The organism is Variovorax sp. AC103 (assembly GCF_979254005.1).
Genome location: NZ_CEEDFC010000004.1, coordinates 275,744 through 290,341, shown reverse-complemented (window position 1 = coordinate 290,341; position 14,598 = coordinate 275,744). Strand labels below are relative to the sequence as shown.

Sequence of the window (14,598 nt, the reverse complement as noted above, 5' to 3'; positions counted from 1 at the left end):
GCCGGCCGTGGCCATGCACGCGCAGCCCGCCATCGCGCCTGCCGACATCACGGGCTTGCTGCTGGCCGGTGGACGCGGCTCGCGCATGGGCGGCGTCGACAAGGGCCTGCAGCTCTTCCGAGGCGAGCCGCTGGCGCTGCATGCGATACGACGCCTGCGCCCACAGGTCGGTGCGCTCATGGTCAATGCCAACCGCAACCGGGCCGCCTACGAAGCCTTCGGCGCACCAGTGTGGCCCGACAGCCTGGCCGACTACCCGGGGCCGCTCGCCGGCTTCCTGAGCGGCCTCGAACACTGCACCACGCCCTGGCTGCTGACCGTGCCCTGCGACACCCCGCTGTTTCCGCTCGACCTGGCAGCCCGGCTGGCTGAAGCAGCGGCGGCAGCGGCCGAAGATGCCGAGATCGCCATGGTTGCCGCCCCCGAAACCGCCGAGGGCGATACCGCCGCCGCGCTGCGCCCCCAACCCGTGTTCTGCCTGCTGCGCGCCGACCTGCACCACAGCCTGCGCCGCTACACCGAAGCCGGCGGCCGCAAGGTCCACGCCTGGACCGCGCAGCACCGCACGGTGCGCGTGCCCTTCGACCGCCCCGGCGACGCGCCCGAGGCCTTCTTCAACGTCAACACCCTGATCGAGCTGCACGCGCTCGAGAACCGATGAGCCGCATCGCAGACATCGCCGCCGCCCTGCCGGGCTACGACGCCGCCGACCTGAGCGTCGAAGCAGTGCATGCCTTTCTTGCGCGACTCACCGCGCCGTGCGTCGTTACCGAGCGCGAAAGCGTGGCGCTCTTCGATGCGCTGGGCCGCGTGCTGGCCGAGGACATCGTCTCGCCCATCAGTGTGCCGCCGCACGACAACTCCGCCATGGACGGCTATGCCTTCGACGGCGCCTTGCTGCGGGAAAACGCGCCCAGCGACGCCTCTGTCACCGTGCGCGTCGTGGGCACGGCGCTGGCCGGCGCGGCCTGGCGGGGCGCGCTGGGCGCGGGCGACGCGGTGCGCATCATGACCGGCGCGATGATGCCGGCCGGGCTCGACACCGTGATTCCGCAGGAGTTCTGCAACGTCGAGGGCGACCAGGTGCGCTTTCCGGCGCATGTGGTGCGCCGCGGCGACAACCGCCGCTTTGCCGGCGAAGACCTGATGCAGGGCCAGCCCGCGCTGCGCCGGGGCGAGCGCCTGTCGCCGGCCGCGCTGGGCATGGTCGCGAGCCTGGGCCTGCCCGGCGTGAGCGCGCTGCGACGGCTGCGGGTCGCGTACTTCTCGACCGGCGACGAAATCCTGAGCCTGGGCGAGGCGCCGCGCGAAGGCGCGGTGTACGACAGCAACCGCTACACGGTGTTCGGCCTGCTCGCGAAGCTGGGCTGCGAGGTGATCGACCTCGGCCTGGTGCGCGACGACCCGGCCACGCTGGCGGCCACGTTGAAGCGCGCGGCGCGCGAGGCCGATGCCATCGTCACCAGCGGCGGCGTCAGCGCGGGCGCTGCCGACCACACGCGCGACGTGATGCAGCAGCTGGGCGACATGGCCTTCTGGCGGGTGGCCATGCGCCCCGGCCGGCCGTTGGCCGTGGGGCTCATTCCACGGGACGGGCCCGACGCCTCGACGCAGCCGGCCTTGCTGTTCGGCCTGCCGGGCAATCCGGTGGCCGTGATGGTGACCTTCCTGGCCTTCGTGCGCCCGGCCCTGCTGCGCCTGATGGGCTGCCACGCAACCGCCTGCGCCCCGCCGCCCTTGCTGCACGCGCGCAGCACGGGCCCGATCCGCAAGAAGCCCGGACGCACCGAGTACCAGCGCGGCTTCGTCACGTCGGTGAACGGGGCCTTGCCCGAGGTGACGGTGGCCGCCAACCAGGGCTCCGGCGTGCTGAGCTCGATGCTAGAGGCCAACGGGCTCGTGGTGCTTCACCACGCCCAGGGCAACGTCGCGCCGGGCGACGAGGTCGACGTGATGATGTTCGACGGGGCGATCTAGGCCGAAGCGTCGTTGTCGCGCGCCCGTTCCTCTAGCTTCGTGACCACCTGCTGCGCCAGGAAGCGCAGTTGCTCCAGGGCTTCGAGGCTGATCTCGCGCGGCTTGGTGTCGATCACGCACACCGTGCCCAGCGCTTCGCCGTTGCTCGTCACCAGGGGCGCGCCCGCATAGAAGCGGATGCTCGGGTCGCCGGTGACCAGCGGGTTCGACTTGAAGCGCTGGTCCGCCAGGGCGTCGTTGACCACCATCACCTCGCCGGGCGTCTGGATCGCATGCGCGCAGAACGCATGCGCCCGGGGCGTTTCCGCCGCCTCCAGCCCCACCCGCGACTTGAACCACTGCCGCCGGTCGTCGACCAGCGAGATCAGCGCAATGGGCGTTCCGCACATCTGCGCGGCAAGGCGGGTGATTTCGTTGTAGGCGGCCTCTTCGCTGGTGTCGAGGATGGCCACGCGGCGCAGTTCAGCCAAACGTGAGGTTTCAGTCATCCCGTGATTATCAGGCCCCCGAAAGTACTCAAAACGCCAGGTACGTCTTCGAAATGCCGGCCCCCACGGTGTACTTCGGGTCGACGAAGTTGCCCAGCCGCACCTTGCCGCACTGGCTCAGCATCATGTAGGCGTCCCAGCGGTCGTAGCCGTATTCGGCCTCCATCCAGAGCACCAGCTCCTTGTAGGCGATGCGGGTCGCGTCTTCCAGCGGCCGGGCGCTGCCGATGGCCATGATCATCTCGGCGGTCTCCAGCCGCGGCCATTCGAGGCTCCAGCCCTTGACGAGGTCCACGCGGATGGTCGTGAGGCTCGGGTACTCCACCGCCGTGCCGCAGACCTCGCCGTCGCCCTGGCAGGCGTGCGCGTCGCCGATGAACAGGCGCGCGCCCGCGGTGCGCACCGGCAGGTAGGTGATGCTGCCCGGGCCCATGTCGGGCAGGTCCATGTTGCCGCCGTGCTGGTCGGGCGTGAGGCTGTTGATGGAGTCGAGCTCGGGCGAACAGCTCAGCGTGCCGATGTGCGGCCTGTAGGGCAGCGTGACGCGCTTGCTCCAGTACACGCCCTCCTCGTCCACGTCGATCTTGCGGGTGATCTCGGGCAGCGGCTCGTTCAGCAGCGCGGTGAAGGCGGTGCCGCTCAGCGCGCCGAACGACGGGATCATGCAGCAGGTGCCGCGCGGGTTGGGCCCGCGCGGCGCCATCGACTCGATGTGCACGGCGAGGGTGTCGCCGGGCTCGGCCCCCTCGACCATGATCGGCCCGTTCTGCGGGTTCACGAAGGGCATGGTCAGCACCTTCGAGGGCAGGTCCTGCTCGGTCACTATCTTGCCGTCGAAGGCGTCGCGCGTCTCCACCACGATGCGGTCGCCGGGCTTCACCGTCATCACGGGGCTGGAATACGGGCCGATGGTGAAGTGGAAGGTGCCCTGCTTCGCCTCGGTGAGTTCATGCGTGACGATGCTGCGTTCGCGGCCGATGCCGCGCGTGTGCATGATCGATTGGTCGAGCCAGCTCATGGGGTTGTCCTTCAGATCATCAGGTGGTTGCGCACGGTCTGCGCGTTCATGTGGCCCGCTTCGATGCGGCCCACCACGCGGCCCTTCTCCATCACGTAGGCGCGTTCGCCGACGTCCAGGATCGTGTCGAGGTTCTGTTCCACGAACAGAATCGTCGTGCCCAGGTCGCGCCGGATGGCGCGCAGCACGTCGCAGATCAGCTGCACGATGGAAGGCTGGATGCCTTCGGACGGCTCGTCGAGCAGCATCAGCGCCGGGTTGCCCACCAGCGCGCGGCCGATGGCGAGCTGCTGCTGCTCGCCGCCCGACATGGTGCCGGCCAGCTGGTTGCGGCGCTCCGCGAGCTTGGGAAAGTACTGGTAGACCAGGTCGGGCAGCTTCTTGCCCTGGGGCCCGCCGACCAGCTCGCCCACCATCAGGTTCTCCGCCACCGTCATGCGCGCGAACACGTCGCGGCCTTGCGGCACGTAGCCGATGCCCAGGCGCGCGCGCGCATCGCCCGGCAGCGCCGATATTTCCTGCCCGCGCAGTTGCACGCTGCCGCCGCGCGTGCGCAGCAGGCCCATCAGGCAGCGCATGGTGGTGGTCTTGCCCACGCCGTTGCGCCCGATGAGGCTCACGATCTCGCCCTTGCGCACCGTGAGGTCCACGCCCTGCAGGATCGGCGTGGCGCCGTAGCTCGCATGCAGGCCCTTCACGTCCAGAACAATTTCAGTGCTCATGGGTCTTCCCCAGGTAGATCTCGGCCACGCGCGGATCGGCGATGACTTCGCCGATGGAGCCTTCGGCAAACACCTTGCCGAAATGCAGCACCGTCACGCGCTGCGCGATCTGGCGGATGAACGCCATGTCGTGCTCCACCACCAGCACCGTCATGCCCTCGGCGTTGAGCTTCTGGATCAGCTCGCCGGTCTTGAAGGTTTCCTCGGGCGACAGGCCCGCGGTGGGCTCGTCCATCAGCAGCAGCACGGGCTTGAGCGCCAGCGCCATGCCGATCTCCAGCCACTGCTGCTGGCCGTGCGCCAGCTCGCCCGCGAGCTTCTTCGCGTCGGCGGCGAGGTCGAGCAGCGCCAGCAGCCGGTCTTCCTCGCGCGTGAGTTCCGCGCGGCCCGCCACGTGGTGCTGCAGCGCGATGTGGATGTTCTGCCGCACCGGCAGTTCCTTGAACACGCTGGGCGCCTGCATCTTGATGCTCATGCCCTGCTGCACGCGCTGGAACGGGCGCTGGCGCGTCACGTCCGCGCCCTGGAAGGCGATGTGGCCCGAGGTGGCCTCGTGCGTGCCCACGATCAGCTTGAACAGCGTGCTCTTGCCCGCGCCGTTGGGGCCGATGAGGCAATGAATCTCGCCCTGCGTCACCGACAGGTCCACCTCGGACACGGCCGCATGCCCGCCGAAGTGCTTGGTCAGCGAGCGGGTTTGCAACAAGGGGGTCATGCGCGCACCTCCTGTGCGTCGGGCACGCTGTGCACCGAACGCTCCTTCACGGCGCTGCCGCCGCGCCTGGCGAACACGCGCCGCACCGCCTGCACCACGCCGATGACGAAGCCCTGCGGCGCCACCATCACCGTGCACAGCAGCATCGCGCCCATCAGCAGCAGCGCGGCCTGCTGGCTGTAGACCGTGATGGTCTGGAACGCCCACAGCACCAGGAACGAGCCGACCAGCGTGGCCGTGATGTCCCCGCGCCCCGAGAACGCCACCCACACGATCGGCATGGCCGCAGCCGGCAGCCCGATGCTCGCGGGCGTGATGAACTGGCCCCACGAGGTGTAGAGCACGCCGCTAAGGCCCGCCAGCGCCGAGCCGATGACGAAGGTCGCCAGCTGGTACTTGCGCACGTCGTAGCCCAGCAGCTCGGCGCGCTGCGGGTCTTCGCGCACCGCGACCACCACATGGCCGAAGCGTGAGTTCAGCAGCATGCGCAGCCCGATGTACACCACCACGATGAGCCCCACCACCAGGTAGTAGAGCGGCATGCCGTCGAAGTACAGCGTTTCGCCGCCCGGCAGCGGCAGGTTCAGCGGCGCCATGTCCTTCATGCCGTTGAAGCCGTTGAGCCGCGCGCTGCCGATGTGCCATTCGGGGCCCGCCGTCTGCCCCAGGAAGAAGGCCAGCACCAGCGTGGCCGACAGCGTGACGATGCCAAAGAACACGCCGCCCACGCGCCCCCAGATCATGAAATACCCCAGCACCGCCGCGGCCAGCGCCGCGAGCACCAAGGCACCCAGCAGCGCCAGGAAGGTGGTGCCCGCCTCGCCGCCCAGGTTGATGGCGAGCACGCCGTAGCCGTAGCCCGCGATGCCGAAGAACAGCGTCTGCCCGAAAGACAGCATGCCGCCGTAGCCCCACACCAGGCACAGGCCCATGGCCATGAAGACCCAGGTGAGCAGGTAGGCCATGTTGCCCACGTCGTAGGCGTCGGCGACCACCGGGTACAGCAGCACCGCGGCGAGCACCGCCAGGAAGGGAAGCCAGAAGACGCGCGTGGTGCCTAGCGTCTGCGGGCCGTTGATGAGTTGGAACATGAAAGGTGACTCCGTCGATTCAGCGTGGTTCAGCGCGGTTCATCGGGTTTTGCGTGCCAGCCAGCCCGACACCCCCTCGGGCAGGATGCGGATGACGACGATCACCGCGAGCAGCATGCCGATCTGCCCCACGATCTGCCCGCCCCAGCCGTTGAGCCCGGTGCGGATCACCGCCAGCAGGATGCCGGCCGGCGCGGTGCCCAGCAGCACGTTGGCACCGCCCACCACCACCGTGACGAAGCTCTCGACCAGGAAGGCCGCGCCCATCGTCGGGATCAGCGTCATGGTGGGCGCATACAGCGCGCCGCACAGGCCGGCCAGCGCCGCCCCGATGCCGAAGCTCAGCGCATACACCCGCCCCACGCGCACGCCGGTGGCCTGCGCAATGGACGCGTTCTGCATCGTGGCGCGCGCATGCACGCCGAAGCGGGTGCGCATGAAGATGAAGTAGATGCCGCCCAGCACCGCCACGGCTGCCGCGAACAGCACCATGCGGTACACCGAGAAGGTGTAGCCGCCCACCACGAAGCTGCCTTCGGGCGTGCCGATACCCGTGACCGACGAGCCCACCGTCAGCAGCATGCCCTGCGTGACGATCAGGCTCAGCCCCCAGGTGGCCAGCAGCGAATCGAGCGGGCGCTTGTAGAGCTTGCGCACCAGGCTCCACTCCAGCACCACGCCGATGAGCCCGGCGGCCAGCGTGCCGCACAGCTGCGCGAGCGGCAGCGCAAAGCCCGCATGCACCAGGCCCACCGTCACGTAGGCCCCGCACATGATGAACTCGCCGTGGGCCATGTTGATCACGCCCATCATCCCGAACACGATCGCCAGCCCGGCGGCCGACAGGATGAGGAACGCGAACACGTCCGCGAACTGGTAGAAGAACGAAAAGATTTCGGCGAACACCGCAGGGTCCTTTGAAGAACGCGGATGAAGGGCGCGGGTGTCAGGACTTCTTCGGCAGGTCCGAAGGCGTGTACTGCTTCTTGTCGTTGTTCTTCGTCAGGTCGCAACCGATCTTGCCCAGCCAGTACGGCTGGATGGTCCCGTAGTCCTTCAGCACGTTGACCTTGTGCTTCTCGTCCACCGCGATCAGGCGCATCTGGTGCGAGGCGTGCTGGCTCTTGGGGTCGATGCAGATCTTGCCCTCTCCTGCCTCGATGCACGCGTCGCCCGATGCGATCACCTTGCGCAGGTCGGCCAGCTTGGTCGACTTGGCCTTCTCCACCATCGTCTTGTACATGTACAGCGCGTTGTAGGCGTTGTAGCCCATGTCGTTGATGTACGGCTCGTTGGGGAACTTGGCGTGCCAGCGCTTCTTGAAATCGGTGGCGGCGGGCGAATCGATCTCCTCGAACCAGTTGGCCGTGGCGTGCATGCGGTTGAGCGCCGGCGGCGCGAAGCGCTTGTGCTCGAAGCCCAGCATCACCTTCACCGACGAGCCCATTGGCAGGTTCAGCTTGGCGGCGGCGGCCTGCTCGAAGAACGAGTCTTGCGCGGCGCCCACGTTGAGCATCAACAGCCAGTCGGGCTTGGCCTTCTGGATGTTCTGGATGGTCTGCGCGAACTGCGAAACGCCCAGCGGAATGAACTCCTCGCCCACCACGGTGCCGCCGATGTCCTTCAATATCGAGCGGTTCCACTCGGCGCTGATCTGGCCGAAGTTGTAGTCGGCCGCCACCACGTAGACCTTCTTGCCGAACTTCTCGACCATGTAGGGAATGAGCGTGGAGAACTGCTGCTCGGGCACCGCGCCCATGCTGATCATGTTGGCGTCGCACACGCCGCCTTCGTACTGGTTGGTATAGAAGTACGGCGTCTGCGTGCGGTCGACGATGGGGCGCACGGCCTCGCGCGAGGCCGAGGTGATGCCGCCGATGAGCACGTCGACCTTGTCCTTGCTCAGCAGGCGCCGCGTGAACTCCTGGTAGCGCGCGTTGTCGCCCTGCGGGTCGAGGTGAATCAGCTCCACCTGCCGGCCCATGATGCCGCCGGCCTTGTTGATTTCTTCCACCGCCAGCAGCGAACCGTTGAGCTTGGGCTTGCCCATGAAGGCGAGGTCGCCCGAGACGTCTTCCATCAGCCCGACCTTCAGCGGGTCCGCGGCCCATGCGGAGGTGGCCAGGGCCAGCGTGCAACCCAGGGAGACAAGCGCGTGACGTAGTTTCATGGTGATGTGCTTTCGAGGGATGTGAAGAAAGGAGGAAAGAGATTCAGAGCGCCGGGTGCTTGCGGTGCCAGTCGGTCGATTGCTGGAAGGCCGCGCCCGCGCGCACCAGCAGCGCCTCGTCGAAGTGGCGCGCCACGAACTGGAAGGCCACCGGCATGCCCGCGGGCGTGAAGCCGCCGGGCAGCGTGATCGTGGGGCTGCCCGTCATGTCGAAGGGGCAGGTGTAGCGCAGCATCGCGGACATCAGATCGGCGTCCACGCCCATCTGCGACATGCGCTCCATCGTCGGCGACGCGATGCCCGTGGCCGGGATCAGCAGCAGGTCGATGTCCTGGAACAGCGCCCTCACCTTGCCGCTGAAGTCGTGGCGGCGCAGCACGATCTTCTGGTAGTCGACACCGCGCTGCGCCAGGCCCAGCTCGACCAGACCGGCCACCGCCGGGCCGTACATGTCCTTGCGCGAAGGGTAGGTCTTCTCATGCACCACGGCGGCCTCCATGCCGCACAGCGGAAACCAGTCTTCGATGGCCTGCGTGGGGTCGGGGAAGCTCACTTCGCGCACCTGGCCCCCCAGCGTCTTCACGGCCGCAATGGCGGCGTCGAGCACCGCGCGCGTCGGCGCATCGACGCCATCGGTGGTCCAGCGCGTGTCGATGCCCACGCGCAGGCCGGCCAGGCCCTTGGCCATGTCCGCGAGGTAGTCGGGCACGGGCAGCAGGCTGGCCGTGGGGTCCTTCGCGTCGGCGCCGGCGATGGCGCCGAGCATGGCGCCCGCGTCGGCCGCGCTGCGGGTCATCGGGCCGATGTGGTCCAGCGTGGCCGCCAGCTCGAAGGCGCCGTAGCGGCTCACGCGGCCCCAGGTCGGCTTCAGGCCCGTGAGGCCGTTGGCGGCCGAGGGAAAACGAATGGAGCCGCCCGTGTCGGTGCCCAACGAGCCGTAGCACAGGCCCGCCGCCGTGGCCACGCCCGAGCCGCTGGACGACACGCCCGGCCAGTGCGCCGCGTTCCACGGATTGACCGGCGGCGACACCAACGGATGGTGGTCGGCGTACGCGCTCTCGGTGAGCTGCAGCTTGCCGAGGATGACCGCACCGGCCTCGCGCAGCTTGCGCACCACGGTGCCGTCTTCGGTGGGCACGAAGTCCTTGTACAGCGTCATGCCGGCGGCGGTAGGCACGCCTTGGGTCCAGCACAGGTCCTTCACGCCGACCGGCACGCCCTGCAGCGGGCCGCGCAGCTGCCCCTTGGCGATCTCGGCATCGGCGCGCTCGGCTTCGGCCAGCGCCGAGTCGGTCATCACGCGCACATAGCTCTTCAGGGCGCCGTCTACCTCGTCGATGCGCGCGAACTGCGCCTTCGTCACCTCCACCGAAGACAGTTCCCGGGACTGGATGAGGCGGCCGACTTCAAGAAGCTCGAGGTAATGCAGATCGTTGCTCGACATGGCGGGAGGACTCCGGTCGTTGTTGAAGAAAGAAGGGCTCTGGAAGCGCGTCCAGAGCAGGTACCGAAGTTATCGGCCGGCGGCTGGGAGCGCTTTGCTCACAGCGCCATTGCAATGTGCTGGTTCGGCCAGCCTGTGCCTGTCAGCGCAGGTCAGCGCGGAACAGGCTTGCGCCGATGGAAGGCGGTGGCAGGCTGGAAGGCATGGCCGGCGCGCAGCGGCGCGGCCTGGCCGAAGGGCCCGCCGACGATCTGCAGGCGTTGCAGGCTCAGTGCCGGCGCAGGAGCGTCTGCGGCGTCACGCCGTAGGCCTTCTTGAAGACCCGGCAGAAGTGCGACATGTCGCTGAATCCGTACTGGAACGCCGCCTGCGTGACCTGCCGCACGCGCCCGTCCGTCAGCGCACGGTGGCTGGCTTCGAGCCGCTGCTTCCACAGCCACTGCGTCGGTGTGGTGCCCTGCTCGGCGAACACCCGCGCCAGCGTGCGGGCCGAGACGTTCTGTGCGCGGGCGATCTGCGCCACGTCGAGCTCGCAGTCGTCGAGATGGGCCACGATGTAGTCGCGCGTTTTCTGCAGCAGTGCACCGTGCGCGGTACGCGCCGAGTCCGTGCCTTCGGCCTGCACCTGCAGCGCGGCCGAGAGCATGTCCAGCAGCGAGCTCGCCAGGCTGGCCTGCATGCCGTCGCGCCCTGAAATGTCGAGCACCGCCGCCTCGCGGATCATGGTGCCCAACAGCTTCGCTATGGGGTGGCCCTCGGCCAGGTGCATGGCCGTGAGGTTGTGCGCCTCGGGCACGCGGCACAGCAGCTGCATGCGCGGAATGCGCACCAGCAGCGCCGATTCGGGCGCGAGGTCGAAGGTGAAGGGGCGCGCGGCGTCGTACAGCACGATGTCGCCGTTGCGCTGCTGCACGCTGCGGCCCGACTGCGACAGCACGCCATGGCCCGACACCATCAGGCTGAGCATGAAGTCTTCGTTGGGCCCGCTGCGCAGGTGCCGGGCATCGCGCTCCCAGAGGCACCGCGGGGAACACATCTCGGCCAGTGTGAGGTTGCCCAGCGAACGCACCGAAAAGCGCGCATTGAAATGCGCGCGGTCGGGCACCAGGCTCTTGGCGGGAATGAAGTGCCTGCAGACCACGTCGCTCCAGTAGTCGAAGCGCTGGCCGGGGTCGACCGCGTCGGTGGTGTAGTCGAGGTTCATGCTGCGAACGAATGAGTGACCGTGAGGCGGGAACCGCCCGGTGGCGCCGAAACGCACTCTAGCAACATCCATGCCCCTTGCGCAGGGGCCCGACCCGGGTCAGCCGTGCATCAAAGGCGGCCGAGTGCCTTGTCCACGCCCTTGTTGGCCAGCATGTCGGCGCGCTCGTTGCCCGGGTCGCCGGAGTGGCCCTTGACCCAGCGCCATTCGATCTGGTGGCCGCCCTCGGCCACCAGCTTGTCGAGCCGCTGCCAGAGCTCGACGTTCTTCACGGGCTGTTTGCTCGCGGTCATCCAGCCCTTGGCCTTCCAGCCACGGATCCACTCGGTGATGCCCTTGCGCACGTACTGGCTGTCGAGGTAAAGCAGCACCTTGCAGGGCCGCTTGAGCGCGGCCAGGCCTTCGATGACGGCGGTCAGCTCCATGCGGTTGTTGGTGGTGTCGAGTTCACCGCCGAACAGGTCCTTCTCGGTGGCACCGGACTTGAGCCACGCGCCCCAGCCTCCGGGGCCAGGGTTGCCCTTGCATGCACCGTCTGTGTAGATCACGACTTCGTTCAAACCGACTGTCCTTGTGTATTCGTTTTCGTCATTTTCTTTTCAATTGCCGGGTTCGCCGGTCTTGTTGCGGTGCACCTTGCCCGCAATGGGCACGGGCGCCGTCGTCCGGGCGGCGGCACGGCGCCAGTCGGCGCTGAGCAGGCGCATGCCGCGCACGCGCTTCACCGCCACCAGGAAGTAGGCCGCGCCGAAGATCGGCCACCAGCGCTCGCCGGCGGCGTCCATCCAGCGCGCGCGCTCCAGCCAGGCCTCGCTGCGCACGGCCGGCCGGTAGATGCCGAAGCGGCCCGACTCGACCTCGAAGCTCAGCAGCCGCAGCCAGTCGCGCATGCGCCAGTAGCCGATGAACTCCCCGCCCTCGGGCAGGTAGAGATCGCCGACGCCCAGCTTGCGGTAAAGATGCGCCCTGCGCTGCCGCATGCCCCACAGGCTGGCCGGGTTGAGCCCGCAGATCACCACCCGGCCCTCGGGCACCAGCACCCGCTCGACCTCGCGCAGGGTGGCGTGCGGGTCAGGGCTGAGCTCCAGCGCGTGGGGCAGCACCACCAGGTCCAGGCTGTTGGCCGCGAACGGCAGTGCCGCAAAGTCGGTCAGGAGCGTCCCTCTGGCGCCGCGCGCCGGGTCGTCCAGCGCCAGCCAGCGGTGCGGCATGCGGTTGGTGCGCAGGGCGTCGACCTCGGCCGCGCCCAGCTGCAGCGCGTGATAGCCGAACACGTCGGCCACCGCCTGGTCGAACTGGGCCTGCTCCCAAGCCAGAAGGTAGCGCCCCGGGGGGGTCGCGAACCAATCATGCAAACCTATAATTTGACCGCTCATGACCCTTGTTCCGCTGCCCGCCTTCGCCGACAACTACATCTGGATGCTGCACGACGGGTCCCACGCCATCGTGGTGGATCCGGGCGATGCCCAACCGGTGTTCGACGCGCTCGCGCGCCACAAGCTGCAGCTCGCCGCGATTCTAGTCACGCACCACCACGCCGATCACACGGGCGGCGTGGCCGCACTGCACGCGGCCACCGGCGCGCCGGTGTGGGGCCCCGCGACCGAGCGCATTCCCGAGCCCTTCACGCCGATGGCGCAGGGCGACGTGGCCGAGGTGCTGGGGCTGCAGTTCCAGGTGATCGACGTGCCGGGCCACACCGCCGGGCACATCGCCTACTTCCTGCCAGCGGCGCCTTCCCAGGCGCCGTTGCTTTTCTGCGGCGACACGCTGTTCTCCGGCGGCTGCGGGCGCCTGTTCGAGGGCACGCCCGCGCAGATGCTGCATTCGCTCGACGCGCTTGCTGCGCTGCCCGGCGATACCCGTGTCTGCTGCGCCCACGAATACACACTTTCTAACCTGCGTTTCGCGCTGGCCGTGGAACCGGGCAACGCCGAACTGAGTCTCTACTACGCGCACTGCGAAAGCCTGCGCGCGCAGGGGCAGCCGACGCTGCCCTCGCAACTGGCCACCGAACGCCAGATCAACCCTTTTCTTCGCAGCCGCGAAGCCACTGTCCTTCGAGCGGTGCGTGCCCACGCCGAGCTGGCTGCCGACGCAGCCCAAGCCGACGTGTTCGCCGCACTGCGCCAATGGAAAAACGACTTCCGATGAAATTTTTCGCTGCCACCTGCCTTGCAGGTTCACTGGTGCTCGCGGGCTGCGCGGGCACGAACAACAGCTCCACACCCTCCTCTTCTTCACCCCAGGCCGGCGGCACCGGCAGTGCGGCCCCGGTCTATCCGCGCAGCGCCCTCTCCCCGCTTGCCAGCGGCAGCGCGCAGTCGCAAAGCGTGGTCACGCTCGCCCCGCCGGTGGACATGTGGGACCGCATCCGCCGCGGCTTCAAGATGCCCAACCTGGAAAGCGACCTGGTTCGCGACCGCGAGCAGTGGTACGCCAGCCGGCCCGACTACATCCAGCGCATGACCGCGCGCTCGGACAAGTACATCTTCCACATCGTCGAGGAACTCGAGCGCCGCAACATGCCGACCGAGCTCGCGCTGCTGCCCTACATCGAGAGCGCGTTCAACCCGCAGGCCGTCTCCAGCGCGCGCGCGGCGGGCATGTGGCAGTTCATGCCGGCCACCGGCAACGACTTCGACCTGAAGCAGAACATCTTTCGCGACGACCGCCGCGACGTGCTGGCCTCCACCCGCGCCGCGCTCGACTACCTGCAAAAGCTCTACGGCATGTTCGGCGACTGGCAGCTCGCCCTGGCCGCCTACAACTGGGGCGAAGGCAGTGTGAGCCGCGCCATCGCCAAGAACCAGCGGCTGGGCCTGCCCACCACCTACAGCGACCTGACGATGCCGGCCGAAACGCGCCTGTACGTGCCCAAGCTGCAGGCCGTGAAGAACATCGTGGCGAACCCGCAGGCCTTCAACACCGAGCTGCCGGTGATCGCCAACCACCCGTACTTCCAGACCGTCACGCTCACGCGCGACCTCGACGTGGAGCTCGCCGCCAAGCTGGCCGATGTGCGGCTGGAAGACTTCCGCGCCCTGAACCCGGCCGCGCACAAGCCCGTGCTCATCGCCTCCGGCACGCCGCAGATCCTGCTGCCCTGGGACAACGCGGCCGTGTTCCAGCGCAACTTCGACGCCTACTCGCAAGGCCAGTACGCCAGCTGGACCGCCTGGGTCGTGCCCACCACCATGACGGTGGCCGACGCCGCCCAGCGCTCGGGCATGAGCGAAGCCGACCTGCGCGCCATGAACAACGTGCCACCGCGCATGCTCATCAAGGCCGGCTCGACGCTGATCGTGCCGCGCGGCGCGCGCGTGAAGGAAGACGTGGCGGCGGTCGTGGCCGACGGTGGTCACCTGAGCTTCCAGCCCGAAATCGTCACCCGCCGCACCACCGTGAAGGCTGGGCGCGCCGACAACGTGGCCAGCATCGCGCGGCGCTACAACCTCAAGCCCGCCAACGTGGCCGAGTGGAACGACGTGCAGCAGAACCACGCGTTCAAGCGGGGCTACAGCGTGGTGGTGTACCTGCCCATCCGCGCGAGCGTCGCGGCCCGCGTCGGCACCGGCATCCGGCCCGTCGCCCACACGCCCACGGTCACGACCTCGCGGCGCGGCGCGGCGGCGCCCTCCAAGGCGGCGGCGCCCAGGGGCTCCAACATCGTCAAGGTGCCTGCCAGCAGCAAGCAGCCAGTCGTGCGCGAGAAGCGCGGCGGCACGCCGGCGAAGAAGCAGCGCTGAACCCCGCGGTTCGCCGCATT

Annotated in this window: 15 protein-coding genes; 4 read left to right on the top strand and 11 right to left on the bottom strand. The window is 68.5% G+C overall.

Going from position 1 to position 14,598, the window contains the following annotated elements; translation table 11 throughout:
* Positions 1-13 precede the first annotated feature (13 nt).
* On the top strand, positions 14-661 hold the full coding sequence (mobA, locus tag AC0IYU_RS08050) for a molybdenum cofactor guanylyltransferase MobA (RefSeq protein ID WP_472115233.1): 648 nt from the start codon (positions 14-16) through the stop codon (positions 659-661).
* Entirely contained in the window at positions 658-1,977 is a 1,320-nt protein-coding gene (moeA, locus tag AC0IYU_RS08045) for a molybdopterin molybdotransferase MoeA (protein ID WP_472114970.1), read from the top strand. The genes mobA and moeA overlap by 4 nt, the downstream gene beginning before the upstream one ends.
* On the opposite strand, the gene AC0IYU_RS08040 is transcribed toward moeA, so the two are convergent.
* The 11 genes from AC0IYU_RS08040 to AC0IYU_RS07990 form a co-directional block, all read right to left on the bottom strand.
* On the bottom strand, positions 1,974-2,465 hold the full coding sequence (locus tag AC0IYU_RS08040; protein WP_472114967.1) for a GAF domain-containing protein: 492 nt from the start codon (positions 2,463-2,465) through the stop codon (positions 1,974-1,976). The genes moeA and AC0IYU_RS08040 overlap by 4 nt on opposite strands.
* A 28-nt stretch (positions 2,466-2,493) precedes the next feature.
* Positions 2,494-3,483 (bottom strand): acetamidase/formamidase family protein, encoded by a 990-nt coding sequence (locus AC0IYU_RS08035; protein WP_472114964.1) that lies wholly within the window; start codon positions 3,481-3,483, stop codon positions 2,494-2,496.
* Between the two features lie 11 nt (positions 3,484-3,494).
* Positions 3,495-4,205 (bottom strand): ABC transporter ATP-binding protein, encoded by a 711-nt coding sequence (locus AC0IYU_RS08030; protein WP_472114961.1) that lies wholly within the window; start codon positions 4,203-4,205, stop codon positions 3,495-3,497.
* Positions 4,195-4,920 (bottom strand): ABC transporter ATP-binding protein, encoded by a 726-nt coding sequence (locus AC0IYU_RS08025; protein ID WP_472114958.1) that lies wholly within the window; start codon positions 4,918-4,920, stop codon positions 4,195-4,197. Before AC0IYU_RS08025 ends, AC0IYU_RS08030 begins: the two co-directional genes overlap by 11 nt.
* Positions 4,917-6,011 (bottom strand): branched-chain amino acid ABC transporter permease, encoded by a 1,095-nt coding sequence (locus AC0IYU_RS08020; protein WP_472114955.1) that lies wholly within the window; start codon positions 6,009-6,011, stop codon positions 4,917-4,919. Before AC0IYU_RS08020 ends, AC0IYU_RS08025 begins: the two co-directional genes overlap by 4 nt.
* 39 nt (positions 6,012-6,050) lie before the next feature.
* Positions 6,051-6,917: an ABC transporter permease subunit gene (locus tag AC0IYU_RS08015; RefSeq protein ID WP_472114952.1), complete on the bottom strand. Its 867-nt coding sequence runs from the start codon at positions 6,915-6,917 to the stop codon at positions 6,051-6,053.
* Positions 6,918-6,957: 40 nt separating this feature from the next.
* Complete coding sequence (locus tag AC0IYU_RS08010) at positions 6,958-8,181, bottom strand: urea ABC transporter substrate-binding protein (RefSeq protein ID WP_435483932.1); 1,224 nt, start codon at positions 8,179-8,181, stop codon at positions 6,958-6,960.
* A 43-nt stretch (positions 8,182-8,224) separates the two neighbouring features.
* Complete coding sequence (locus AC0IYU_RS08005; RefSeq protein ID WP_472114949.1) at positions 8,225-9,625, bottom strand: amidase; 1,401 nt, start codon at positions 9,623-9,625, stop codon at positions 8,225-8,227.
* A 268-nt stretch (positions 9,626-9,893) separates the two neighbouring features.
* Positions 9,894-10,829, bottom strand: coding sequence for a helix-turn-helix domain-containing protein (locus AC0IYU_RS08000; protein ID WP_472114946.1), 936 nt, complete (start codon positions 10,827-10,829; stop codon positions 9,894-9,896).
* Between the two features lie 110 nt (positions 10,830-10,939).
* Positions 10,940-11,389 carry a ribonuclease HI gene (rnhA, locus tag AC0IYU_RS07995; RefSeq protein WP_435446254.1) on the bottom strand — a complete coding sequence of 150 codons (450 nt, stop codon included), beginning with the start codon at positions 11,387-11,389 and terminating at the stop codon, positions 10,940-10,942.
* A 39-nt stretch (positions 11,390-11,428) separates the two neighbouring features.
* Positions 11,429-12,205, bottom strand: a complete 777-nt coding sequence (locus tag AC0IYU_RS07990) for a class I SAM-dependent methyltransferase (protein WP_435483935.1) — start codon at positions 12,203-12,205, stop codon at positions 11,429-11,431.
* On the opposite strand from AC0IYU_RS07990, the gene gloB reads away from it, so the two are divergent.
* Positions 12,204-12,983, top strand: coding sequence for a hydroxyacylglutathione hydrolase (gene gloB / locus AC0IYU_RS07985; RefSeq protein WP_472114944.1), 780 nt, complete (start codon positions 12,204-12,206; stop codon positions 12,981-12,983). The genes AC0IYU_RS07990 and gloB overlap by 2 nt on opposite strands.
* A complete protein-coding gene (locus AC0IYU_RS07980) occupies positions 12,980-14,578 on the top strand; it encodes a transglycosylase SLT domain-containing protein (RefSeq protein WP_472114942.1) in 1,599 nt (532 codons plus the stop codon). The genes gloB and AC0IYU_RS07980 overlap by 4 nt, the downstream gene beginning before the upstream one ends.
* Positions 14,579-14,598: the final 20 nt, after the last annotated feature.

Excerpts from the sequence above, each read along its gene's own strand:
- mobA (WP_472115233.1), top strand. The coding sequence starts at position 14 with ATGCACGCGCAGCCCGCCATCGCGCCTGCCGACATCACGGGCTTGCTG.
- moeA (WP_472114970.1), top strand. The coding sequence starts at position 658 with ATGAGCCGCATCGCAGACATCGCCGCCGCCCTGCCGGGCTACGACGCC.
- AC0IYU_RS08040 (WP_472114967.1), bottom strand. The coding sequence starts at position 2,465 with ATGACTGAAACCTCACGTTTGGCTGAACTGCGCCGCGTGGCCATCCTC.
- AC0IYU_RS08035 (WP_472114964.1), bottom strand. The coding sequence starts at position 3,483 with ATGAGCTGGCTCGACCAATCGATCATGCACACGCGCGGCATCGGCCGC.
- AC0IYU_RS08030 (WP_472114961.1), bottom strand. The coding sequence starts at position 4,205 with ATGAGCACTGAAATTGTTCTGGACGTGAAGGGCCTGCATGCGAGCTAC.
- AC0IYU_RS08025 (WP_472114958.1), bottom strand. The coding sequence starts at position 4,920 with ATGACCCCCTTGTTGCAAACCCGCTCGCTGACCAAGCACTTCGGCGGG.
- AC0IYU_RS08020 (WP_472114955.1), bottom strand. The coding sequence starts at position 6,011 with ATGTTCCAACTCATCAACGGCCCGCAGACGCTAGGCACCACGCGCGTC.
- AC0IYU_RS08010 (WP_435483932.1), bottom strand. The coding sequence starts at position 8,181 with ATGAAACTACGTCACGCGCTTGTCTCCCTGGGTTGCACGCTGGCCCTG.
- AC0IYU_RS08005 (WP_472114949.1), bottom strand. The coding sequence starts at position 9,625 with ATGTCGAGCAACGATCTGCATTACCTCGAGCTTCTTGAAGTCGGCCGC.
- AC0IYU_RS08000 (WP_472114946.1), bottom strand. The coding sequence starts at position 10,829 with ATGAACCTCGACTACACCACCGACGCGGTCGACCCCGGCCAGCGCTTC.
- gloB (WP_472114944.1), top strand. The coding sequence starts at position 12,204 with ATGACCCTTGTTCCGCTGCCCGCCTTCGCCGACAACTACATCTGGATG.
- AC0IYU_RS07990 (WP_435483935.1), bottom strand. The coding sequence starts at position 12,205 with ATGAGCGGTCAAATTATAGGTTTGCATGATTGGTTCGCGACCCCCCCG.
- AC0IYU_RS07980 (WP_472114942.1), top strand. The coding sequence starts at position 12,980 with ATGAAATTTTTCGCTGCCACCTGCCTTGCAGGTTCACTGGTGCTCGCG.